We start from the raw sequence: 23,404 nt of genomic DNA, 5'->3' as shown, positions 1-23,404 counted from the left end.
TAAAAATTTGGCGACTTTCCAAAAATGCCCAAACCTTAGTGTTAGAAATGGCTTGCGCTATTTTTTATATACATTGTTACCACACGTTTTTTTCGCAATCTTGATAAGATTATGATTAAATTCCGTTTACTGAAAAATCAAAATAAGTTTCTTTTTCAATATCAATTTGAACTTGCCAAAAGCAGTTATATCCGTCATCAACATCAAACAGATGAGATTTCCATTCAATTTCTGTTTTTTGTTCTTTCGTATCTAAATTCGGAATAGGATTTTCAACGAAAGATTTACATAACGAATTTACGTAAATAATTTTTCGATTTTTTTTGTCTAAATAGGGTACAAGTTGGAAATAATAATCATCAATATTTTGATAAATTTCTTTCACGTCATATTCCGTCTTATTGTCCTCAATAATTTTAGGAATAATATTTTCCACTATGTCTATATCCGCTTGATTTGGTTTCCACATTTCCATTTCTCCATATCGAAACCATTCGCTTCCAGATTGATTTAGTAAAACGGCAACATTTTCAGATGTAGTTGTTTCTGCGCACGAAAAAACAGTAAAAATCAAAATTATAATGCTTAGACGAATGTTCATTTCAAATGTGTGGTAACGTTTAGGCTATAAATCGTTGCGGAAAAAATCCGCAGGATTTTTGGCTAAGGTGAAGATAGTAAAAGGTGTTGATTTTGCGTGATAAAAATCGGCAGCAATGCGTTTATAGCCCTTGTTGTGAACCGTTTATTAAAGCGCTGTCCAGAACTTCCAAATACACCAAAAATAAAAAAAACGAGTTTCATACGCGCGCTTGCGGTGCGCCTGTCAACGGGTGTACGCTTTTTTTGCATCCGGCAGGCAAGAAACCCCAAATGACCATCAGGAAAGGTGGCGTTGATTAGTCCGTCAACAGGTGATTTTAAGAGGCTTTAAAAGCGGGAAGGGTAACCAGGATTGAAATTAAAACCGACTTTATTCTGTCCGTTTTAAACAAGGAAATTGGGTTTAACAATCAGTTAGAGTAGTGGCAAGAGATTTGAGAATTGGACCGGAGTAATGGTTTACAACGTTTAGGCTATAAATCGTTGCGGAAAAAATCCGCAGGATTTTTGGCTCAGGTGAAGATAATAAAAGGTGTTGATTTTGCGTGAGAAAAATCGGCAGCAATGCGTTTATAGCCCTTGTTGTGAACCGTTTATTAAAGCGCCAACCGGAACTTCCAAATACACCAAAAGAAAAAAAAGCGAGGTTCATACGCGCGCTTGCAGTGCGCCTGTCAACGGGTGTACGCTTTTTTTTTGCATCGGTAGGAAAGAGACCACAAATGACCATCAGGAAAGTTGGCGTTGATCAGTCCGTCTACTGGCTTGAGGAAATCAAAACTCAAAGCGGGAAGGGTAATCAAGTTTGAAATTAAAACCGACTTTAATCTGTCCGTTTTAAACAAGGAAATTGGGTTTAACAATCAGTTAGAGTAGTGGCAAGAGATCTGAGAATTCGACCGGATCAATGGTTTACAACGGTTTTGTGTATGGCTCGTTGCGGAAAATCAGCTATGATTTTCCGCCGTAACCGAAAGATAGCAAATTGCAATGAATTCCGATTAGGAATTCAGCCGCAATGAGCTATACACGGTGTTGCCAACAGTATTTATTTTTTCCGATTATGAAATTCAGTCAGAATTTTTTGTTTTTCCAATTCCGAAAGTCCAAAATCAGGTATCAATTCAGGTCGAAAAGGTGGAATTCGGTCGTCAATCATTAAAACATTTTGAACCAAATATTCTCCAACTTTCAATTCATCTCCTAAACAACCAGATTGATAATAAACAGAATAAATCGTGTCATTAATCGCATTTGAAATCAGTTCAGCTTTGTTTTTGAAATTCTTTTTTCTTAATAATCCTTCGTAAGCAATTGCCTTTATATTTCCGTTTGGAAATTCCGTCAGTTTTAGAAGTTCAGATTCAGTTGCGTTTTCCATAATCCATTTACGGCTTTCAATTTCTTCAGGCATTGCTCTTCCGTTTCCTCCAATTCCGCTCGAAATTGATTTATATTTATACAGACTAATTGAATCTTTGATATTACTTTCAATTCCGTTCCAATTAAACGTCCAGCTTTTTTCGTAACCAGAAGTTAACACAGCAATAATTCCAATTCCGAGTATTGTCAGGATTGGAAATAATATCGAAAATCGACTTCGTTTGTTATTATTTCTGCGTTTTATCATATTGTTGGCAACGTTTAGGCTATAAATCGTTGCGGAAAAAATCCGCAGGATTTTTGGTTCAGGTGAAGATAGTAAAAGGCGTTGATTTTGCGTGATAAAAAATTGGCAGCAATGCGTTTATAGCCCTTGTTGTGAACCGTTTATTAAAGCGCTAACCGGAACTTCCAAATATGCCAAAAGAAAAAAAAGCGAGGTTCATACGTGCGCTTGCGGTATGCCTGTCAACGGGTGTACGCTTTTTTTACATCTGGCGGGCCAAAACCCTAAATGACCATCAGGAAAGTTGGCGTTGATCAGTCCGTCTACAGGCTTAAGTAAATCAAAACTTAAAGCAGGAAGGGCAACCAGGATTGAAATTAAAACCGACTTTAGTCTGTCCGTTTTAAGTAGGGATCTTGCGTTTAACAATAAGATAGAGTAGTGGCAAGAGATCTGAGAATTCGACCGGATCAATGGTTTACAACGTTTAGGCTATAAATCGTTGCGGAAAAAATCCGCAGGATTTTTGGCTCAGGTGAAGATAATAAAAGGTGTTGATTTTGCGTGAGAAAAATCGACAGCAATGCGTTTATAGCCCTTGTTGTGAACCGTTTATTAAAGCGCTGTTCAGAACTTCCAAATACACCAAAAAGAAAAAAAGCGAGGTTCATACGAGCGCTTGCGGTGCGCCTGTCAACGGGTGTACGCTTTTTTTGTCTCGGGCAGGCAAGAAACCCCAAATGACCATCAGGAAAGGTGGCGTTAATCAGTCCGTCTACAGGCTTAGGTAAATCAAAACTTAAAGCGGGAAGGGTAACTAGGATTTAAATTGAAACCGACTTTAATCTGTCCGTTTTAAACAAGGAAATTGGGTTTAACAATCAGTTAGAGTAGTGGCAAGAGATCTGAGAATTCGACCGGATTAATGGTTTACAACGGTTTCGGCTATGAGTAGTTGCGTGAACTAGCACTTAACTTTGCAAGTACACACCAAACTGAAAATTCGCGAGGATTTTCAGAGGTAGGTGAGAACAAGCAATTACTTATAGCCATTGTTGTAAAACGTTTTTTATTCAATTCCAATTACTATCGGAATTTGTGATTTAACTTCTTTTTCATTTACACAAGCTGGATACCAATCAGTAAATTCAATTAGCAATTCCTTAACTTGTTTTTGTGTTTCATCATTCAAGTTTCCGTAATCTCCAAAAAATCTAAATGGTTTATTTTCGATTTTTCCTTTTTCATTTATGATTACGAAAGCTCTTATTTTATTAGGCTTATAACCGTTAATCTTTTTTATTTTTTCAGTCAAAACTTTATGGTCAGATTTTAGTGAAGGCATTTTATCAGGTCGCAAGTAAACTCCATTTTCATTAGTTATTCCATAAAAGATTTTATTCTGCTCTAATGCCCATAGATATTCAGCAGATGATTTTTCAATTCCTTTGAATGATTTGAATTTTCCTTTAAATGTTATCTTCTTTAATGATTCTCCATTTTCATTAACCTTTTCAACTTTCATTTCATATTGTCCTCGTAATCCATCTGTTTTTTTAAATGGATTTTGATTTAATTTCAAGTCAACGTCAAGTACTTTGTATTTAGTTCCGATTTCGGGAACGTCTGTCCAATAATCATAGTTTGATTCTATGATGTTGAGATTATTGTCAATTTCAAAGGATATAGTGTGTCCAGTAAATCCAGTACTGTATTGATTTAGAATCTTAATATTTGAATTTTCTTTGAATTCTAAATTGAAGCTTTTGTATTTTTTTAATTCATTCGCTATGTTGTCAAATCGGTTGAATTCGTCTTTCATCTCATACTTCACAACGTTTTGGTCAATCGTAACCTTTTCTTGTCCGAAAGCAAATTTTGTAATTAAAATCAGTATGATAATTAGAATTCTCAATGTTCTTCTTAAATGTTTTACAACGTTTAGGCTATAAATCGTTGCGGAAAAAATCCGCAGGATTTTTGGCTAAGGTGAAGATAGTAAAAGGTGTTGATTTTGCGTGAGAAAAATCGGCAGCAATGCGTTTATAGCCCTTGTTGTGAACCGTTTATTAAAGCGCTAACCGGAACTTCCAAATACACCAAAAATAAAAAAAACGAGTTTCATACGCGCGCTTGCGGTGCGCCTGTCAACGGGTGTACGCTTTTTTTGCATCCGGCAGGCAAGAAACCCCAAATGACCATCAGGAAAGGTGGCGTTGATTAGTCCGTCAACAGGTGATTTTAAGAGGCTTTAAAAGCGGGAAGGGTAACCAGGATTGAAATTAAAACCGACTTTATTCTGTCCGTTTTAAACAAGGAAATTGGGTTTAACAATCAGTTAGAGTAGTGGCAAGAGATTTGAGAATTGGACCGGAGTAATGGTTTACAACGTTTAGGCTATAAATCGTTGCGGAAAAAATCCGCAGGATTTTTGGCTAAGGTGAAGATAGTAAAAGGTGTTGATTTTGCGTGATAAAAATCGGCAGCAATGCGTTTATAGCCCTTGTTGTGAACCGTTTATTAAAGCGCTGTCCAGAACTTCCAAATACACCAAAAATAAAAAAAACGAGTTTCATACGCGCGCTTGCGGTGCGCCTGTCAACGGGTGTACGCTTTTTTTGCATCCGGCAGGCAAGAAACCCCAAATGACCATCAGGAAAGGTGGCGTTGATTAGTCCGTCAACAGGTGATTTTAAGAGGCTTTAAAAGCGGGAAGGGTAACCAGGATTGAAATTAAAACCGACTTTATTCTGTCCGTTTTAAACAAGGAAATTGGGTTTAACAATCAGTTAGAGTAGTGGCAAGAGATTTGAGAATTGGACCGGAGTAATGGTTTACAACGGTCTCGGCTATGAGTAGTTGCGTGGTTTAGCACTTTACTTTGCAAGTACGCACCAAACTGAAAATCCGCAAGGATTTTCAGAAGTAGGCGAGAACGAGCAATTACTAATAGCCATTGTTGTGCGTTCGTTTTTTATTAGTTACATCCAATTTTTGGAACACATAACATTGGCGGCAAACCACCAAGTATTGAAATTCCAATTTTTTCAGATTCGTAATTAAAATATAATATCTCGTTTTCAATTCGTGTCGGTAATTCATCAGGCATTCCCATTCTGTAAATTATTGCTTTGTCCATATTTTCATTAATGAATGCAATATTGCTTATTCCACGCGGCGATTCCATTTCTCCAATTCCAATAATTTTAAAATTCGCAAGTACGTGATAGAAATTCTGATTATCCAAATCCATTAATTTACCCAAGTATGTAATTTCAGTTTTAGAATGTTCGTCAGTCAATATTTGCTTTTCCAAGATTTGTTTGTCAGAAATGAATTGTTTGTAAAAGTCTAATTCGGTTTGACCAAAATCATATTTTTCATTCAGTTCTTTTCCATTCATATTTTCATTAAAGACTAAAGTATCTAAAATTAAATCAGATTCAATTTTTTCCGTTTCTGTTTGATATTCCGCAATTCGGTTATTCCACGTGTCAATTTGTTTCTGTTTTTGATTACAACTAATCAACAGAATTAAAAAGAGAATTATATATATAAATTTTGTTTTCACGATAATTTTCTCAAATGACGCACAACGTTTAGGCTATAAATCGTTGCGGAAAAAATCCGCAGGATTTTTGGCTAAGGTGAAGATAGTAAAAGGTGTTGATTTTGCGTGATAAAAATCGGCAGCAATGCGTTTATAGCCCTTGTTGTGAACCGTTTATTAAAGCGCTGTCCAGAACTTCCAAATACACCAAAAATAAAAAAAACGAGTTTCATACGCGCGCTTGCGGTGCGCCTGTCAACGGGTGTACGCTTTTTTTGCATCCGGCAGGCAAGAAACCCCAAATGACCATCAGGAAAGGTGGCGTTGATTAGTCCGTCAACAGGTGATTTTAAGAGGCTTTAAAAGCGGGAAGGGTAACCAGGATTGAAATTAAAACCGACTTTATTCTGTCCGTTTTAAACAAGGAAATTGGGTTTAACAATCAGTTAGAGTAGTGGCAAGAGATTTGAGAATTGGACCGGAGTAATGGTTTACAACGTTTAGGCTATAAATCGTTGCGGAAAAAATCCGCAGGATTTTTGGCTAAGGTGAAGATAGTAAAAGGTGTTGATTTTGCGTGATAAAAATCGGCAGCAATGCGTTTATAGCCCTTGTTGTGAACCGTTTATTAAAGCGCTGTCCAGAACTTCCAAATACACCAAAAATAAAAAAAACGAGTTTCATACGCGCGCTTGCGGTGCGCCTGTCAACGGGTGTACGCTTTTTTTGCATCCGGCAGGCAAGAAACCCCAAATGACCATCAGGAAAGGTGGCGTTGATTAGTCCGTCAACAGGTGATTTTAAGAGGCTTTAAAAGCGGGAAGGGTAACCAGGATTGAAATTAAAACCGACTTTATTCTGTCCGTTTTAAACAAGGAAATTGGGTTTAACAATCAGTTAGAGTAGTGGCAAGAGATTTGAGAATTGGACCGGAGTAATGGTTTACAACGGCTCCGTATATAAAAAGTAGCGCTGAAAATAAGCTGTTACTTTTCGTATGAAACACAAGCCGAATTTTTAAACTTTACTATTTATCTTTTTTATTGGAAATCGTCAAATTTAAAAATTTGGCGACTTTCCAAAAATGCCCAAACCTTAGTGTTAGAAATGGCTTGCGCTATTTTTTATATACATTGTTACCACACGTTTTTTTCGCAATCTTGATAAGATTATGATTAAATTCCGTTTACTGAAAAATCAAAATAAGTTTCTTTTTCAATATCAATTTGAACTTGCCAAAAGCAGTTATATCCGTCATCAACATCAAACAGATGAGATTTCCATTCAATTTCTGTTTTTTGTTCTTTCGTATCTAAATTCGGAATAGGATTTTCAACGAAAGATTTACATAACGAATTTACGTAAATAATTTTTCGATTTTTTTTGTCTAAATAGGGTACAAGTTGGAAATAATAATCATCAATATTTTGATAAATTTCTTTCACGTCATATTCCGTCTTATTGTCCTCAATAATTTTAGGAATAATATTTTCCACTATGTCTATATCCGCTTGATTTGGTTTCCACATTTCCATTTCTCCATATCGAAACCATTCGCTTCCAGATTGATTTAGTAAAACGGCAACATTTTCAGATGTAGTTGTTTCTGCGCACGAAAAAACAGTAAAAATCAAAATTATAATGCTTAGACGAATGTTCATTTCAAATGTGTGGTAACGTACGTATAACACAACTGGTTGTGTTATATCTGTTTTATCAAGCACTAATCTAATGGATTTTTAATTGTTTTAAAAGTATTTGTTGCTACGTGCGTGTAGATTTCAGTAGTTTTAGTTGATTGATGCCCCAATAAAACCTGTATTTGTCTTAAATCTACACCGGCTTCCAGCAGGTGCGTAGCAAAGCTATGCCTTAATGTATGAGGGGTAACTTTGGTAGTGATTTTTGCTTTTTTGGCGGCATTTTTAATAATCTTTACTACTGCCTGACCGCTGTATTGCCCGCCGTTTTGACCTTCAAAAAGATATTCTTTCGGCTTAAATTGTTTGTAATACGTGCGTAAATCCAGTAACGCATTTTGAGATAAAATACTCAATCGGTCTTTATTGCCTTTGGCTTGCCTAATTTTAACGAGCATCCGCTTACTGTCTATATCTTCAATTTTTAGATTTAGCAATTCACTACGTCTTAACCCGGAACCATATAAAAGCGCTATTATACACTTATGTTTAATATTGTTAGTGTGTGCGATTAGGGAAAGAATTTCCTGTTTCGATACGACCTCAGGAAGTTTGTATTCCTTTCTGGGGCGTTCCAGTTCATAAAAGCGATTGGGCATTCCCAAAACCACCTCATAATAAAACTTGATCGCATTAATGCTTTGGTTTACGTAAGAGTTTGATTTTTTACGAGAAATAAGACGCTGCAAATACGCCCTTATATGACTTTCATTAAGGGTTTGCAATTCGTAATTCGGGTAATGATTAATAAACTTTTCAAACAGGTTTACGTAGGTGCGCACCGTATTACCGGCATAGCGTTTAAGTTCGAGTTTTAGTAAATACTCCTCGGGACAGCGTTGATAATTTTTGGGCAACGTACGCTTACGGTACCAGTCAACTTCGGGTAGATCCCCGCCCTTATTAAGTGGTCTGTTGGGTAGAAAACGATTATAATTGATAAATGCAACTCCTTTAAACGTGTTATAAATCTGTGCCAGATTAGCCGGGGTATTTGCAACATAGACCAGATTATGCACTTCACTCCATTTTGGGGAGTTGAGCGTTTTAATAAGAGCCTGTATGACCTTGTCGGGAACAAACTTGATCCCAATCATTTTTTGATTGTTGATCATCAGGTGATATAAGGTGATGGTCTTGCAGCTGCTCATAGTGCAATTTTACATGTTGTCATTACAATTAGCAGTATATTAGTCGCATAATATGCGTTTGTAAATGAATACTATACGACTATGTCCGGTATGTGATGAACCTCTAAAAGGGCGTACTGATAAAAAATTCTGTTCGGTGAAATGCAAGTCTATTCAGCAATACGAAAAGCGCCGGGAAAAAGACGTTTTCTTTTTGGAAGTTGACCGCCAGCTCAAACTAAACCGAAAGATTCTTAAGGCGCATAACCGCAGCGGCTATACTACGCTTGCCAAAATAGAATTACAAAGCGAAGGCTTCAATCCCAGGTTTTTTACCCACTACTGGAAAAACACGCAGGGCGATGTCTATCTCTTTGTTTACGACTACGGCTTTCTAGACCTTAAGAAAAACGGAAAGGAAAAATACCTTATCGTAGCGTGGCAGGAGTATATGCGTTAATAGCTGTGATCATCCAGTTGCACCTTGCCTCTAAAGGTTCGGTAGACAAAAAAAGTATAGCCCAGCACAAGCGGACCGCCAATAGCTACAAACAGCAACATAATGCCCAGCGATTTATCGGACGAAGCCGCCTCGTAAATATCCAGACTGTATTTAGGGTCCAGAGTTGAAAACAGCAGATTGGGATACAATTCTATGGCCACCAGAACCATAAGCAGGCTTACCGTAAGTGAGGAGAAGAAAAACGCCATTTTATAATTGCGCTTGCTGGCGAGGCGCGGTACATTGGCGATACTCATAAAGGTGAGCAGGGGCACGATAAACAGCGCGGGATTGCTCTTAAAATCATCAGACAGATGCGGAATGTACAATAGTGTATACAGGCTGGTAATGGCAAAACTTACCATAAAGAAGATCATGCCTTTCTTGAGCAGATAGGTAAGCTTGGCAAAAAGTCGGCCTTCGGTCTTTAGCAGTAAATAAATGGCACCATGCGCCATAAATAGTGTCAAAGTCGTAACACCGGTCATCAGCGCATACGGATTTAAAAATTCAAAAAAGCCCGATCCCGCGTACTCAAAATTGGGGCCTATAGCGATTCCCTGAAGCACATTGCCTAAAACGACTCCCAATAAAAACGCCAGCATAATGCTCGAAATGCTGTAGCACACATCCCAAAGCCTGCGCCACCATAACATCGGTTCTTTGCCACGAAATTCAATAGCAATCGCTCTAAATATGATAAAAACCAAAAATAGCATAAAGGGTACATAAAGCGACGAAAACAGGGTGGCATACATCACCGGAAAACCCGCAAAGAGCGCCCCGCCGCCAATCACCAGCCAAACTTCATTACCATCCCAAACCGGCCCCACGGCATTGAGCGCGATACGCCGGCTTTGTTCCTTTTTAAAAAACAGATGCCAGGCACCCGCGCCAAAATCGAAACCGTCTAAAATGGCATAGCCCGAAAAAAGTCCGCCTACAACCAAAAACCAACAGGTGGGGTAGTCTAATCCTAAAAATGTTTCCATAATCTGTTTTTTAACCGGTTACTGCTTTTGAAATTTCTTTAGTAAGCGGGCGGTTGTCGTCATCTTCCTCAGACTCCTCATAAGGGCCGTGCTTTATTTTTTTGTTCAGCAGGTACACAAACAGCACAAACAACAGGCTGTACACCAGCATAAACAGGATCAGCGAAAACAAAATCTGGTTGGCTGACACCGCCTGCGAAAAAGCCTGATCTGTGCGCAGCAGGCCATAAACCACCCAGGGCTGTCTGCCCATTTCGGCGGCAAACCAGCCTACCTGATTGGCGATCTGCGGAAGCAAAGCCGTAAACACAAATACCCACAACAACCAGCGCTTTTCAAATAGTTTTTTGCGCCACAATAAATAACAGCCATAAAGACTCAGGGCTATTAAAAACATACCAATGGCAATCATAAGATGGTAAAACTGAAACACCGCGTTAATTTGCGAAGGGCGATCTTCTTCAGGGAAGGCATTAAGCCCGGTTACCGGCGTTTCAAAGTTCTGATCTATCAAAAAGGAAAGTCCGCCGGGTATCGCCAGGCCGGTAACTTCCTGTTTTTCCTTATCTACCCAGCCGAAAAGATATAGATCTGCCGGAGCTTTCGTTTCAAAATGTCCCTCCAGCGCAGCAAGCTTTGCGGGCTGATTTTTGGCAACCCCGTCTGCACTTGCGTGACCGGCAACCAGCTGCCCAAGGGAAGTTATCGTGGCCACAATCAAGGTGATTTTAAAGGCTTTTTTGGAGATCGCCACATAACGCCCCTTTAAAATATAATAGGCGTGAACACTCAGTATCAAAAAAGCGCCTGCTAAAAAGGCACCGAGCCAAACGTGCATGATGCGCTCTACACTAGACGGATTGAAAACCATCGCCCAGAAATCGGTGATCTCAGCATGGGCATTCAGGCCTTCACCCACAATGTGATAGCCCGCCGGGGTTTGCTGCCAGCTGTTTGCCACCACGATCCAGATGGCGCTAAACATAGATCCCAGAAATACCCCAATGGTTGATACCAGATGCACCCAGGGCTTAACGCGGTTCCAGCCAAAAAGCAACACGCCCAGAAAACCGCTTTCGAGGGCAAAAGCAAAAATGCCTTCAGCTGCCAGTGCGCTGCCAAAAACATCACCCACATAGCGCGAGTAGGTCGCCCAGTTGGTACCAAATTCAAACTCCATCACAATTCCGGTAACCACCCCAATACCAAAAGTAAGCGCAAAGATTTTTGTCCAGAATTTGGCCAGAATGTGATACTGCTCTTTTTTGGTTTTGATAAACATACTTTCAAAAAAGACCATCAGCAGGCCAATCCCGATGCTTAGAGGCGGATAGATGTAATGAAAGGCAATGGTAAAGGCAAACTGGATTCGGGCAAGTAATTCGGTATCCATCTTTTACAGTTTTCGCAGCCGCGAAAGGATTAAAAACGCAGCCAGTTTAATATGCAAAACTACCTTTGGGCAGGCCCGAAGGCATTTTTAGTTTTTCGAATCAAAGCCAGATTTATTCCGCCTTAATTCACGAGTAAATTTACGACCCAAAAGCTTTATAAGCCCAGCAAGCACAAGGCTTTTAGTGTTAAATGTCTTTCATTTTAAAATGAAAATAAAACCGGAATAAAAACGTTTGTTTTCGGCTGTTTGATACGCTCCGAATCGTAAAAGATGAATCCCTGGCGCTACCTTTTCCGGTAGTTTACTATAAGCCTGCAAAAGTCCTGTTACCTCGTAAATAAATAAGAACACCTTGTCAGGATAAGGAGATTTTTTGAACTGAAAAATATGTGGGGTTGAATTTCCCTAACGGATGTAGAAGTTGGGATTGGAAGATCAACCAAACAAAACATGAATATGTTGTAGCGTGAAGGCTATTTTCTGTCTTTTATTCAATTAAAAGTCAGCTTTTAAGGAATGTGCTAATTATTTAAAATTAGTTGGATTTACCTTCCTAAAGCACCGCTTTTATTCGAAATTAGTACTGATTTATATCGATTTAAAAACCGAACCAACGCTTACTAATCCGGCTTTAATTTTTACCTATGCGTCTAAGAACAGGTTGTAATTTAAAATTTGAGATTGCCACGCCCACACCGTTTATTTTAATGTTGAGACCGCGTAGCGGAAGCCAGCAGTGGGTTGAACAACAGGAATATGAGATCGACCCGGGCACGCCGGTTTATGAATTTACAGATGATTACGGCAATCTTTGTCAGCGTTTAACGGCTCCCTGCGGTATGTTCTCAATCACGACTTCTTCCGTTGTCGTAACCTCAGATTATACGGATGAGGCTTATGGAGCCGAGTTTGTAGAAATTCAGAATTTACCCGATTCGGTGCTCAGTTACTTATTGCCCAGCAGGTATTGCGAGTCTGATTGTTTTAACGAACTGGCGGTGTCTATCACCCAGGGTGAGATCTTGGGATACAATCAGGTAGCCGCGATTACAAACTGGTTGCGGTCTAATATCAAATACATACCCGGCAGCAATAATGAGCCTTTATCAGCAATTCAGGTCAACACTAATGGATACGGGGTGTGCAGAGACCTCGCTCATTTGGGCATAGCCCTATGCCGAAGTCTCAGTATTCCGGCCCGGATTGTGGTTGGCTACCTATACAATTTACAGCCTATGGATATGCACGCCTGGTTTGAAGCCTACGTCGGAAACCGTTGGTACACTTTTGATGCCACGCAAATGGCTACCACCGGTGGTTATGTCATTCTCGGTCTGGGTAAAGATGCTGCAGATGTTGCCGTTTTTAACCAATTTGGGCCTTCAGTTTTCCCGATTGACCAGCAGGTTTGGGTTGAAAAAGTGGAATAGTAACCCTACTGAAAGTCTTTTACCGCGTCGCCCAGATCATAGACCCTAGCCTGAGTTAAAGCAGTCTCGAGCACGCTGCTACCGGCCGCACTGCGGTATCCACCTGCGCAATGCACCACAATGGGTTTATCAGTAGGGATTTCGCCGCTGCGTTCCCGCAATTCGTGAAGGGGGATGGTAAGCGCGTGATCAAAGAATGTTCCGGCTTCGGTCTCGCTGCGGTTTCTGATGTCAACTACGGTGTAGGCTTCCGGATTGGCTTTAAAGGCCTCCAAATCCAGTTTGGAAGAGCGTACTCCGGTAGGTTCCTGCAAAGTAATGACCCGCTTTACCTGACTTTCATAACCTATTTTAGCAATTCGGTTTAAAACCTCGTGAGCTGCTGCAGCATTAGCGACCACCACACTAAATTCTTCTTCAGGCTTCACAATGGCACCCAGCCAGGTTTCAAATTTATGAGCCTCCTTACCGGCCATAATGTTAATGCTGTTGCGCTTGTGTGCTTTTTTGTAAACGGCTTCATCGCGGGTATCAACAACCAAAGCATCGCCATTAACTTCGGTTTCAAACAGATTAAAGGGAATATCGGCTACAGCGCTTCTCAGGGAAGGGGCCCCTGTTTTGTTGAGATCTACGTTATAGCCGAAGTAATGCGGGATGAAAGGTTGTGAATCAAGCAACTGATTGATAAATGCTTCTTCTTCGTTCATTTTGAACGCCCAGTTGGTTTCCCGCTGTTCCCTTAAAGTACTGCTGGTTTGATCGGCACTCATACCTTTACCGCAGAGCGAGCCGGCACCGTGGGCAGGATAAACCATCGCCCCATCGGGCAGATTCTTAAATTTTGTGCTTATGGTCTGAAACATCGCTTTGGCCAGATCCCTGCGTTTCGCGGTCTGGTTTCCGGCTTTTTCACGCAGGTCAGGACGGCCTACATCCCCAATGAATAGGGTGTCACCGGTAAATAATGCGGTTTCGTCTTCCGTTTTTGCTACAATCGTAATGCTGTCCGGGCTGTGTCCCGGTGTATTTAAAGCGGTAAAAGCGATGCTTCCCATTTTAAAGTGATTACCTTCATCAAAATGCTGATGCGTATAGCCCGCACCGGTCTTTTCACTGTTATAAATCGTTGCACCGGTTTCTTTATGTATCTGCAGATGACTGCTGATGAAATCGGCATGAGGATGGGTCTCAAATACGGCTACGATCTGCGCATGGCGTTCTTCGGCAAAAGCATAGTATTGCGCAGGATCACGCTCAGGGTCAACCAAAGCTACTTTTCCTTCGCTTAAAATGGCATAGGAGAAATGGGCCAGTGGTTTATATTCAAATTGTTTAATAAGCATAGCTGAAATTTTATACGAAATTAAAAGCTTTAGGTTAGGATGGCTGTAACTTTTGATACAAAGGGAATTTACACGTATTGGACGATGTAAAATGCTATATATGCTTAATTTTAGCTCAAACAGCAAACCTTTATGCAACTTACTTTAAAAAAATACCAACTCCCTTTAAAGCATACGTTTACCATTTCCCGTGAATCTCATGATTTTCAGGACAGTCTGGTGGTTTGTCTTTCGCAGGATGGGAAGACCGGTTATGGGGAATCTACCTCCAACCCTTATTACCAGATCACTTTTGAAAGTATGCAGGCCGAAATAGAGGCGATTCGCACGGAACTTGAAGGCTTTGTTTTGGAAACGCCGGAAGCCTTCCACAGTTTTTTGGTGGAACGTAAACTGAGCAATTTTGCCATTTGCGCCCTGGACCTTGCGGCTCACGACCTCTACGGAAAGCTTCAGCACAAACCGCTTTTTGAATTGTGGGGAACCACTAACCAAAACTATCCCATAACCAACTATACCATTGGCCTGGCTTCCATAGAAAAGATGCTCGAGAAAATGCAGGAAATGCCCTGGCCTATTTATAAAATCAAACTGGGAACGCCCGATGATGTGCAAATCGTAAGCGAACTCCGTAAACATACCGATGCGGTTTTTCGGGTAGATGCCAACTGCGCCTGGGATGCGGCTACAGCAATCAAAAACGCCAAAGCCCTCAAAGAACTTGGGGTTGAATTTTTGGAACAACCCTTAAAAGCAGACGATTGGGACGGACTCCAAGCGCTTAAGGCTGAAAGCGTTTTGCCCATAATCGCTGACGAAAGCTGTATCGTTGAGGAAGATGTAAAGCGCTGCGCCGGTTATTTTGATGGCATCAACATCAAACTCACCAAGTGCGGCGGTCTTACCCCGGCACTTCGAATGATCAAAGAGGCCAAAAGTCTGGGCCTTAAAGTGATGGTGGGTTGCATGACCGAATCTACCGTGGGTATTTCGGCAATTGCCCAATTATTGCCCCAACTGGATTATGTGGATATGGATGGCGCGATGCTGTTGAAAGAAGATATCGCCACGGGGGTTCAAATTCTGGAAGGCGGAAAGGTAATTTTTCCGACAACCGGCGGCAGCGGAGTTGAATTGTTATGAGTTTTCTGCTGAATCACAATCCCGGTCGCGTGTTTACTCACGATGGTGTGGAGTACCGCTATTTTGGCGGAACTTCCTATCTGGGTTTGCAAACACATCCCGATTTTCTGAAGACATTTGCTGAAAACATTCTGCATTACGGAAGCAGTCACGGCGCTTCCCGCAACAGTAATGTACAGATCGGTCTTTACGAAAAAACCGAAAAGGTCCTTGCCCAATTTACGGGTGCCGAAGCCTGTTTGACCACATCGTCGGGGTTTATGGCAGGCCAGATTTTAAGGGATTATCTGGGGAGTGCGGGTTATGATTTATTTCACTTTCCCGGAAGTCACGCGGCGCTGCGAGTGGCTTCCGATTTTCAGTTTGAAGCACTTGAAGACTTACGGTTTTCCATTCTCAATTACCTCAAAAAGAAAACATCGAAACCGCCGGTTTTGTTATTTGACAGCATCTCTTTTTCATCAGATCATTTTCCCGATTATGCCTTTTTAAAAAGTCTGCCTTTAGATCAACTCATTTTGGTTGCAGATGATTCCCACGGCATAGGTGTGGTGAGCGAGGAGGGAAGCGGCTGCTATGCAAGTTTAAAGGCTTTAGGAGCCAAAGACGTGCTGGTTTGCGGTTCGCTGGCTAAGGCACTAGCCACTCCCGCAGGGTTTATTCTGGGCAGTTCAGATCGTATGGAAGCAATCAGACAACGCCCGGTTTTTGCCGGGGCGAGTCCGGCCAGTCCTGCGGCGGTTGCAACTTTAGGAAGTGCTGTAAAACACATTAGCCTTCAGCATCAAAAGCTAAAGGCTAACGTATCTTATTTTCTAAAAGATCTGAAAAACCCGGAGTTTTTTCAATTCAATCCGGGGCACGCCGGTTTCAATTTCAGTGACAGGCGTCTGGTTACTTATTTAAAAGATCATCAGATAATTGTAACTGATTTTGAATATGCGGGAGGAGGTGCTAACCGGCTCACCCGCATTGTGATTACTGCGCTTCATACCCGTGAAGATCTGGATCATCTGCTAGGAGTGTTGAAGCGGTATTTCAGCACTTAGTCCCTGTCCCACCAAACACCGGTATCAATCGTCTGCATAACCTTAGCGACTTCATCACCGTTGCGGGTCTGCTCTGATGAGGGATACTGAGCTCTACGCACCCAGCGTCCTGCAATATCAGGGTTTTGATCTACCGGAAGGCTTAGCCCGGGAAAAACAGCCGTACTAAAATCATAGCGACGCAAATCCACAAAAGATTCGGGATTGAGGAAGGTTGCGATAAACTTTTCGCGCATAATCAGGGCTAAAGTTAAATTCGAAGCTCCCACAGCTACTGAAGCATCAGCGAGGTAAGCAGTCTTGTCAGCAGCTGAAACGCCTACTTTATCCATATTAGCAGCGATACCTGCTAAATAAGCGTTATAGGCTGCTGTAGTACTTCCGGTTGAGGTAGGTGTTCCGCCATTCTGTAAAAAGCGCGCTTCGGCCTCTATAAACTTAAGTTCGCTGTAACTTCCTAAAATAATCGGAGCTGTTTGCGCCGAATAAAAATCTTCGGCTCCCAGATCGGCTGTTGCTGCGATACGCGGATCAACCTGATAAGCCCCACCGGTGCCGCTGATGGCTCCCAAATAATCAGTATCACTACTTCCAATACTTGAAATCAACGGAATACGCGGATCTTCATCAATTGTCGCAAATGGGAATTGGGTACCATCCATAGCGCTGATAAGCTGATCATTAAGTAAAACCGAAAAGTTACCGGTGTTGTTTGGCAAGACTACTCCTGCATACCAGGGATTGAAGTTTCGGGTATTGTATTCAAGTTCGTAATCATCTTCATTTGAGGTAAAAGAAGAAGAGAGGGCACTGAGTGCACCGCTTACTGCTGAATCCTGATCTACTTCAGTAAGGTGCAGGCTGTATTTGGCTTTAAGAAAATAAGCCGTTTTTAGCCATTTACTAAGATCACCGCCATAAATCAAATCATCACTGCCAACTGAGCTGTCGTTCTGTCCCAGCAATACGATTGCTTCATCAAGTAGGGTATTGATCTGCTCGTAAACAGCTTCCTGAGCATCAAGAGCCGGAGAAAAATCGCCCTCGCCTAGTGTTGCCTGAGAGGCGGGTACATCGCCCCAGTTATCTGTTGCCAGCCCCAGATTTGTAGCCTGGAGTACTTTTGCAATACCCTGATAGCCGGTGAGGTTTTGGCTTTCGGCAAGCTCAAGCATAGTCTGAATATCGGGAAGGGCTTGTAAGTAAATATTCGACCAGCCGCCTGCGAGCTGGGTTTCTTCCTGAGCATCGGTATTTTGCTGAAAATACGTTGCCAGTTGCTGTGAATACTGGCACATTCCTAAAGCAATATTGTAATGCGCAGAACTGGTATAATAAATAGACGTAGGCATTAAATCCTGTGGTGCCAGCTCCTCTAATCCGGATTTATTGGGGTCAATATTGTCTCCCAGGAACTCATCGCAACCGGTTAGCGAAAGCGCCGTTGCACATACCAGGGTATATCGTGTTAGTGTTTTCATCGTTTAGAAATTAAGATTTACAGAAAAGAGATAGGATCTCGTGTTCGGGATGTTGAGCCCGGCAAAGCCATAGGCATTGGTTCCGGCACTAAATTGGGAGCCCTCGGGATCATAGCCTTTATAGTCAGTAGTCAGAATAAGATTGTTTGCCGTAGCGCTAAAACTCACCCGGTCAAAAGGTAACTGATCTGTAATTTTAGAACCTAATTCATAACTGAGCGTGATGTTGCGCAAACGCCACCAGGACGCATCCTGTACCATAAGTTCGGGTGCCCGGTTAAAAGCGGTCGAGTTTCGGTAGTAGTCCTGATCTGCAAGCACAGGGATGTTATTTGGTGTTCCATCGGCCAAAACACCATCGATTATAATATCCTGGTATCGGGTTTCAGTAATAGCGATATTTCCGTTGCGAATACTGTTGCGCAGGCTGCTGTCATATAGATCACCTCCTTGCTTGCGTTCAAGCAATAACGACAGTGAAAGCCCTTTATAACTGAATGTATGCTGAATGCTACCGAGCCAATCTGGCATGGCATTGCCCAGAATTACCCGTTCGCCGGTATTTATGCTGGGTAGTCCGTTAGAACCGATAAGACGCTCCCCGTTTTCATTACGAGTCCAGTCGTAGCCATAAAGATCACCAATAGACCCTCCTTTTTCCAGTTTAGAAATAACTCCTGCAAAACCGGAGTCGGCAAAGATGATTTCATCAATTCCATCAGGAAGCGATAGAACCTCAGTATCTACTTTAGAAAAGTTGACCGTAAGATCCCAGTTGAAATTTTTAGTTTTAACCGGAGTAATGGTTATAAGGGCTTCAAGGCCTTTACTTTCTATTTCTCCTGCATTAAGTACAAAGGTGTTAAAGCCTGAAGATTGAGCTACAGGTACGGGTAAAATCTGATCAAAGCTGTTTTGTTTGTACAGTGTTAAATCAAGGCCCAGGCGATTCTGGAAAAAGCGAAGCTCAGTTCCTACCTCAAGACCCTTTGTACGTTCGGGTACCAGATTATCTGATGCACCGCCGCTCTCACGCGATACGCCATCAACAGTTCCGAACGGGAAATTTGTAGGTTGATCATAATACACTCCGGTATACGCAGGGGCATCTTTACCTACTTCGGCATAAGAAGCTCTGAATTTTGCGTAGCTGATAAAACCGGGCAAACTACCGGTATCTTTAAGTGTTTGTGATAGCACGTAACTCAAGCTTACCGATGGATAAAAAAAGCTTCGGTTTGCTTTAGGAAGTGTAGAGGACCAGTCATTACGTCCGGTAATATTCAGAAACAGGCTGTTTTTGTAATCCAGGCGGAGATCTCCAAAAAGACCTACAATACGGCGCTCAATACCCGTTATATCTTCAAAAAAGTTAGTAGCCGCAAAATAATTGTTTAGTCTTCCGCCCTCGGCAAGGCCTTCGCCGCGTTTGGTGTTTCGGTCCAGATCAATGATCGAAATCTGATTCCCTAGCAATAAGCTGGCATTAAAATCTTCGCTAAATGATTTTTGAAAATTCGCATAGAGGTTTGAAGTAATCTCGTTGTAATTGATGCCTTCGCGCACTATAAAACCATTTGTTGCACTACCTACGTCTACGTCTCCGGGTACATAACGATAGCGCTTGTCGTAGTAATTGTCAATCCCAAGCTGATACGAAACATTAAACCAGTCTGTAAACTCGTAGGCCAGCTTAGCGTTGGCCAGAATACGGTTCAATTCGCTGTTGAGGTAACTCTTTTCAGCAAAATAGCGGGGGTTATCGGTGGTGCCTACGGTATAGTTTTTTTCTTCACCGTTAGGCAATAAATAGTCGTTTACATCTATCGTGGGCGTCCAGTAGGATAGTGCGCTCATAACCGATTTGTCACCGCCATTCGCCAGATTTCCACCGGCATTGATATAGGTGATAGACGGCTGTATATTGAATTTATCGGTAATGTTGATAGTTCCGTTTAATTTGATGTTTTTACGCTCATAGTCGGTATTGGGAACGATTCCTTCTTCCTTGGAATAGCCTACAGAACCGTAAAGCGAAGCGTTTTCGCCTCCGGCGTTAATTCCTATGGTATTTTGAGAAACAAAACCTTTTCGGAACATATTTCTGAAGTTGTCGTAGTTACGGTCACCTGGTCCATATTCGGGGCCATAACTCCAAAAACCGAAAGTATATCCATCGGCATACGTATAGCCTGTGGGAGCATTTAGATTTTCGGTAGAAACAACTTCCTGAAAATATCCTTCGCGGTATTTATCCTGTGATTCGGGTGTTTTACCTACTTCGTTAAATCCTACCGTAGATTTTACGTCAAAACGCAAACCGTTTTGCGAACCTCTTTTTGTAGTGATCACGACCACTCCGTTAGCTCCGCGTAAACCATAAAGCGCAGTTGCAGCCGGACCTTTTAGAATACTTACGCTTTCGATGTTTTGCGGATTTAAGTCGGCACCGCGATTAGTAAATGAAAACTGTTCAGAACTTGAAGGAGCATTAGAGCCTGTACTGGGTAAAATGCTGCCGGTAGGTGCGTCGTTACTTATAGGAATTCCGTCTACTACAAAAAGAGGCTGGTTGTTTGCATTGGGATTGAGGGAAGTAATCCCCCTGATGATGATGTTTGAACCCCCTCCGGCAGCACCGCTGGTATTGGTGATGTTTACCCCCGCAACTTTACCCTGGAGACCGCCCAATACATCATTGTCGCTGTTACGGTTGAGCTCTTCGCTGTTTATTTCCTGCGCAGCGTAGCCTATGGCGCGCTTTTCTTTTTTAATTCCCAAAGCGTTAACAATGACCTCATTAAGCTGCTCGGTATCTTCCTGTAGTTGAACATCAATAACCGTATCACTGCCTACGGTGATGTTTTGGGTTTGCATACCCAAATACGAAAATTGAAGTACAGCGCCTTCTGAGGCATTTATACTGTACTTTCCGTCAAAGTCGGTTGTCGTTCCTTTGTTGGTGTTGGCAATTACGACCGAAACACCCGGAAAGGGATTGCCGTAACCATCAGTCACGGTTCCCGTAATAGCCTGTGCCTGGACCATTACAATGGAGAATAGGAACACTATTCCCAGTATTAGTTGTTTCATAAGATATTTTGTTTAGTTATACTAAAGTTCTTAAAAAAATACTAATACGCGCGTGTTTTGATGTAGTTTGTCGCTAAACTGGATAAAATAAAACCTTTAGTTGTTAAAATAGTAAATATTCTATGCCAGACTCCTAGGGTTATGAATCCCGTTGGGATGAAGAAAACGGATATTTAACCTGCCCGGCAAAATCTTCCGGAAACTGCTCATCTCCGTGAAAACCGATTTCGATGTCTTTTCCGCTATGCGGAACATAAGCGGTTTTAAACAGGTAATCCCAGATGCTGAGCGTAAGACCAAAATTCATCCCGTAACGATGCTGCGGTGGCAATTCTTTGGCGTGATGCCAAATATGCATCCGCGGATTGTTGAAAATATAGCCCAGCTTCCCGTAACTCCAGTCCAGATTGGCGTGATTGAGATGCCCTACAAATACGGCAAACATATGCACCACAAAAAACTGTTCGATCCCAAAGCCTATCATCGCCAGCGGAATGTACTGTATGCTTTTATAGACTAAAGTTTCCACAAAGTGGAAGCGAAACTGCGCAGCAAAACCCATTTCCTTCACGCAGTGATGTATCTGGTGAAATTTCCACAGCCAGGGCACCCGGTGTAAGAGTCGGTGCACATTCCATTGTATAAAATCGGCGATCACAAACATCAGCAGCAATTGCGCCCATACCGGAAGCGTGTTTACCTCAAAAGCTACGATATTGATGACGCCAAAAAGACCCAGAAAATCATTAAACAAAGCCACGCCCACGTTTGAAAGGGCATTGTAACCTATAAGCGAGAACAGGAAGAAATTGAACACCACATAAAAAGCGTCAAGCCAAAATCCTTTCCTGAAAACGGACTGCTTCTTCCGCCAGGGAATGACCACTTCTAAAGTAAAAACCAATAGCGAAAGCCCCAGCAACCAGTAGAAATAATTGGTCCAGCCCGGATTGGTGATTTCATCAACCAGATACTTGAAGTAACCGGTAAACGAATCGCTGATGATTTTTAAGTAGTCATTCATAAAACAAAGGTCGTAAGCATTTCAAAAGAATTACGTAACTAGCGTTACAAATTGAATGTTGCTTTTGAAGCATTTGTGAAATGTGTTATTGTGTCCCTATTTTAGATTCCCCTAATGAACCTTAGCCAAAGGATATTTTTCATTGCGGTCCTGCTTTTGAATTTTGTAGTAAAAGCTCAGGAAACCCCGGGTTATCGTTACGAAATCCTGCTGGGTCACGATAATGATTTTACCGTTTTTGGGGCACGTACAGACTGGCATTATACCTACGGCATTCACGCTGCGTTCAATTGGAAGCCTTTAAATGAAAATTTCCTTTCCAAAATTTTTCCGCAGAAAACAGCCTTCAGTCACGGGATAGGGGCTCACGTACAGGCTTATACGCCCGACTATGCCAGGACGTTTCAAATTGTACGAACCCGGCAGCCCTATGCCGGCTGGGGTTATTTTGATTTTGCGACCAATTATGCGTTTGAAAAGTCTTATGTGCAGTTTAAGCTCGATCTGGGTATTTTGGGACCGGCGGTTCAGGCCGGGGAAATTCAGAATTTTATACACGAGTATTTTTCGAAAGACATTTTTGTAGACAACTGGGAGAATCAGATTCCCAATACCTTTGGGATTAATATCCGGGCAGAATATGCTCAGGACTTAATTACTCAGGATTGGTTTAGTCTCTATGCACTCGGGCGCGCTTCGGCAGGTACGATCTTTAATTTTGCCGAAGCCGGACTTAATTTTCGTATCGGTAAATTTTTGCCCATTTCCCAATCTGTAGCCCGGCAGCAAAGTTTGTTCGGCAGGGGAGAAACCGAATTTTTCCTCGAAGCCGGGGTGAATATGCACTTTTCGGCCTATAATGCCACCATAGAAAAGGCCGATGCAAACGGGGTGAAAGTAGTACCTCAAGACCTCGTGAATCACAGTATTTTTAACGGGAATATCGGACTCTTTTTTGCCAGTAAACGCTATACGCTGGGGATGAAATGGAATTACACTGAAGGCGAAATCGAAGGCAACAAACCGCATCGCTTCATCATCGTCGCCGGTACGTATAAGTTTAATTAAGGGTTCCGGAGTTCCGTTTACAGTTTTCAGTCTCAGTCGGCAGCTTTTTCAAAATCAGAAAACGGAAAACTTTTAATAGAACGTAAGAGGTGAGTGGTAAGAGTTGAGAAGTTTTTGAATAATGCGATTCAACTATTTTTAACAGCTTAAGAAAACCGAAAACCGAAAACCGAAAACCGAAAACCGAAAACCGAAAACCGAAAATCGGGAAGTAAAAAGTAAGAGGTGAGAAGTGTTTGAATAATACGATTCAACGATTAAACTTTTTCACGATTAAACTTTTGTTTA

Annotated in this window: 18 protein-coding genes; 6 read left to right on the top strand and 12 right to left on the bottom strand. The window is 41.7% G+C overall.

Annotation, left to right across the window (positions count from 1 at the left end):
• Window positions 1-115: 115 nt before the first annotated feature.
• Window positions 116-574, bottom strand: a complete 459-nt coding sequence (locus tag ACSSS3_RS18295; protein WP_442845855.1) for a hypothetical protein — start codon at window positions 572-574, stop codon at window positions 116-118.
• Between the two features lie 574 nt (window positions 575-1,148).
• Here ACSSS3_RS18295 and ACSSS3_RS18290 point away from each other — a divergent pair.
• A complete protein-coding gene (locus ACSSS3_RS18290) occupies window positions 1,149-1,412 on the top strand; it encodes a hypothetical protein (RefSeq protein WP_442845854.1) in 264 nt (87 codons plus the stop codon).
• A gap of 239 nt (window positions 1,413-1,651) precedes the next feature.
• Here the strand turns inward: ACSSS3_RS18290 and ACSSS3_RS18285 are convergent, their stop codons facing one another.
• The 5 genes from ACSSS3_RS18285 to xerA all read right to left on the bottom strand — a co-directional run bounded on the left by ACSSS3_RS18285 (window position 1,652) and on the right by xerA (window position 8,613).
• A complete protein-coding gene (locus tag ACSSS3_RS18285) occupies window positions 1,652-2,233 on the bottom strand; it encodes a hypothetical protein (RefSeq protein WP_442845853.1) in 582 nt (193 codons plus the stop codon).
• A 1,048-nt stretch (window positions 2,234-3,281) separates the two neighbouring features.
• Entirely contained in the window at window positions 3,282-4,034 is a 753-nt protein-coding gene (locus ACSSS3_RS18280) for a hypothetical protein (RefSeq protein WP_442845852.1), read from the bottom strand.
• Window positions 4,035-5,189: 1,155 nt separating this feature from the next.
• Window positions 5,190-5,783 (bottom strand): hypothetical protein, encoded by a 594-nt coding sequence (locus tag ACSSS3_RS18275; protein WP_442845851.1) that lies wholly within the window; start codon window positions 5,781-5,783, stop codon window positions 5,190-5,192.
• A 1,154-nt stretch (window positions 5,784-6,937) separates the two neighbouring features.
• On the bottom strand, window positions 6,938-7,486 hold the full coding sequence (locus ACSSS3_RS18270) for a hypothetical protein (RefSeq protein WP_442845850.1): 549 nt from the start codon (window positions 7,484-7,486) through the stop codon (window positions 6,938-6,940).
• On the bottom strand, window positions 7,486-8,613 hold the full coding sequence (xerA, locus tag ACSSS3_RS18265; RefSeq protein WP_442845849.1) for a site-specific tyrosine recombinase/integron integrase: 1,128 nt from the start codon (window positions 8,611-8,613) through the stop codon (window positions 7,486-7,488). Before xerA ends, ACSSS3_RS18270 begins: the two co-directional genes overlap by 1 nt.
• Window positions 8,614-8,677: 64 nt before the next feature.
• Between xerA and ACSSS3_RS18260 the strand changes: the two genes are divergently transcribed.
• Window positions 8,678-9,052: a hypothetical protein gene (locus ACSSS3_RS18260; RefSeq protein WP_442845848.1), complete on the top strand. Its 375-nt coding sequence runs from the start codon at window positions 8,678-8,680 to the stop codon at window positions 9,050-9,052.
• On the opposite strand, the gene cydB is transcribed toward ACSSS3_RS18260, so the two are convergent.
• Together cydB and ACSSS3_RS18250 are read right to left on the bottom strand one after the other, a co-directional pair.
• The gene (gene cydB, locus ACSSS3_RS18255; protein ID WP_442845847.1) at window positions 9,049-10,086 is read right to left on the bottom strand and encodes a cytochrome d ubiquinol oxidase subunit II; all 1,038 of its coding nucleotides are present in this window, start codon (window positions 10,084-10,086) and stop codon (window positions 9,049-9,051) included. The two genes, ACSSS3_RS18260 and cydB, sit on opposite strands and share 4 nt — an antisense overlap.
• Window positions 10,087-10,096: 10 nt before the next feature.
• Complete coding sequence (locus ACSSS3_RS18250) at window positions 10,097-11,479, bottom strand: cytochrome ubiquinol oxidase subunit I (RefSeq protein WP_442845846.1); 1,383 nt, start codon at window positions 11,477-11,479, stop codon at window positions 10,097-10,099.
• A 647-nt stretch (window positions 11,480-12,126) separates the two neighbouring features.
• Here ACSSS3_RS18250 and ACSSS3_RS18245 point away from each other — a divergent pair.
• Window positions 12,127-12,912 carry a transglutaminase family protein gene (locus ACSSS3_RS18245; RefSeq protein ID WP_442845845.1) on the top strand — a complete coding sequence of 262 codons (786 nt, stop codon included), beginning with the start codon at window positions 12,127-12,129 and terminating at the stop codon, window positions 12,910-12,912.
• Between the two features lie 5 nt (window positions 12,913-12,917).
• Here the strand turns inward: ACSSS3_RS18245 and ACSSS3_RS18240 are convergent, their stop codons facing one another.
• Window positions 12,918-14,258: an MBL fold metallo-hydrolase gene (locus ACSSS3_RS18240; RefSeq protein WP_442845844.1), complete on the bottom strand. Its 1,341-nt coding sequence runs from the start codon at window positions 14,256-14,258 to the stop codon at window positions 12,918-12,920.
• Between the two features lie 132 nt (window positions 14,259-14,390).
• Between ACSSS3_RS18240 and ACSSS3_RS18235 the strand changes: the two genes are divergently transcribed.
• Window positions 14,391-15,401 (top strand): dipeptide epimerase, encoded by a 1,011-nt coding sequence (locus ACSSS3_RS18235; RefSeq protein WP_442845843.1) that lies wholly within the window; start codon window positions 14,391-14,393, stop codon window positions 15,399-15,401.
• A complete protein-coding gene (locus ACSSS3_RS18230) occupies window positions 15,398-16,450 on the top strand; it encodes an aminotransferase class I/II-fold pyridoxal phosphate-dependent enzyme (RefSeq protein WP_442845842.1) in 1,053 nt (350 codons plus the stop codon). Before ACSSS3_RS18235 ends, ACSSS3_RS18230 begins: the two co-directional genes overlap by 4 nt.
• Here the strand turns inward: ACSSS3_RS18230 and ACSSS3_RS18225 are convergent.
• The 3 genes from ACSSS3_RS18225 to ACSSS3_RS18215 all read right to left on the bottom strand — a co-directional run bounded on the left by ACSSS3_RS18225 (window position 16,447) and on the right by ACSSS3_RS18215 (window position 22,048).
• Entirely contained in the window at window positions 16,447-17,931 is a 1,485-nt protein-coding gene (locus tag ACSSS3_RS18225; RefSeq protein ID WP_442845841.1) for a SusD/RagB family nutrient-binding outer membrane lipoprotein, read from the bottom strand. The genes ACSSS3_RS18230 and ACSSS3_RS18225 overlap by 4 nt on opposite strands.
• 3 nt (window positions 17,932-17,934) lie before the next feature.
• On the bottom strand, window positions 17,935-21,024 hold the full coding sequence (locus ACSSS3_RS18220) for a SusC/RagA family TonB-linked outer membrane protein (RefSeq protein WP_442845840.1): 3,090 nt from the start codon (window positions 21,022-21,024) through the stop codon (window positions 17,935-17,937).
• A 139-nt stretch (window positions 21,025-21,163) separates the two neighbouring features.
• Window positions 21,164-22,048: a sterol desaturase family protein gene (locus ACSSS3_RS18215; protein WP_442845839.1), complete on the bottom strand. Its 885-nt coding sequence runs from the start codon at window positions 22,046-22,048 to the stop codon at window positions 21,164-21,166.
• Window positions 22,049-22,162: 114 nt separating this feature from the next.
• Here ACSSS3_RS18215 and ACSSS3_RS18210 point away from each other — a divergent pair, with 114 nt between their 5' ends.
• Window positions 22,163-23,116, top strand: a complete 954-nt coding sequence (locus ACSSS3_RS18210; RefSeq protein ID WP_442845838.1) for a lipid A-modifier LpxR family protein — start codon at window positions 22,163-22,165, stop codon at window positions 23,114-23,116.
• Window positions 23,117-23,404: the final 288 nt, after the last annotated feature.

This window comes from Leeuwenhoekiella sp. H156, assembly GCF_052218455.1.
Lineage (GTDB): Bacteria > Bacteroidota > Bacteroidia > Flavobacteriales > Flavobacteriaceae > Leeuwenhoekiella > Leeuwenhoekiella parthenopeia.
The sequence above is the reverse complement of the archived record's forward strand: the minus strand, read 5'-3'. Positions and strand labels throughout refer to the sequence as shown.

What these genes read in the sequence shown, in the direction of transcription:
- ACSSS3_RS18285 (WP_442845853.1), bottom strand. Translation starts at nt 2,233, where the DNA reads ATGATAAAACGCAGAAATAATAACAAACGAAGTCGATTTTCGATATTA.
- ACSSS3_RS18280 (WP_442845852.1), bottom strand. Translation starts at nt 4,034, where the DNA reads ATGAAAGACGAATTCAACCGATTTGACAACATAGCGAATGAATTAAAA.
- xerA (WP_442845849.1), bottom strand. Translation starts at nt 8,613, where the DNA reads ATGAGCAGCTGCAAGACCATCACCTTATATCACCTGATGATCAACAAT.
- ACSSS3_RS18260 (WP_442845848.1), top strand. Translation starts at nt 8,678, where the DNA reads ATGAATACTATACGACTATGTCCGGTATGTGATGAACCTCTAAAAGGG.
- cydB (WP_442845847.1), bottom strand. Translation starts at nt 10,086, where the DNA reads ATGGAAACATTTTTAGGATTAGACTACCCCACCTGTTGGTTTTTGGTT.
- ACSSS3_RS18250 (WP_442845846.1), bottom strand. Translation starts at nt 11,479, where the DNA reads ATGGATACCGAATTACTTGCCCGAATCCAGTTTGCCTTTACCATTGCC.
- ACSSS3_RS18245 (WP_442845845.1), top strand. Translation starts at nt 12,127, where the DNA reads ATGCGTCTAAGAACAGGTTGTAATTTAAAATTTGAGATTGCCACGCCC.
- ACSSS3_RS18240 (WP_442845844.1), bottom strand. Translation starts at nt 14,258, where the DNA reads ATGCTTATTAAACAATTTGAATATAAACCACTGGCCCATTTCTCCTAT.
- ACSSS3_RS18235 (WP_442845843.1), top strand. Translation starts at nt 14,391, where the DNA reads ATGCAACTTACTTTAAAAAAATACCAACTCCCTTTAAAGCATACGTTT.
- ACSSS3_RS18230 (WP_442845842.1), top strand. Translation starts at nt 15,398, where the DNA reads ATGAGTTTTCTGCTGAATCACAATCCCGGTCGCGTGTTTACTCACGAT.
- ACSSS3_RS18225 (WP_442845841.1), bottom strand. Translation starts at nt 17,931, where the DNA reads ATGAAAACACTAACACGATATACCCTGGTATGTGCAACGGCGCTTTCG.
- ACSSS3_RS18220 (WP_442845840.1), bottom strand. Translation starts at nt 21,024, where the DNA reads ATGAAACAACTAATACTGGGAATAGTGTTCCTATTCTCCATTGTAATG.
- ACSSS3_RS18215 (WP_442845839.1), bottom strand. Translation starts at nt 22,048, where the DNA reads ATGAATGACTACTTAAAAATCATCAGCGATTCGTTTACCGGTTACTTC.
- ACSSS3_RS18210 (WP_442845838.1), top strand. Translation starts at nt 22,163, where the DNA reads ATGAACCTTAGCCAAAGGATATTTTTCATTGCGGTCCTGCTTTTGAAT.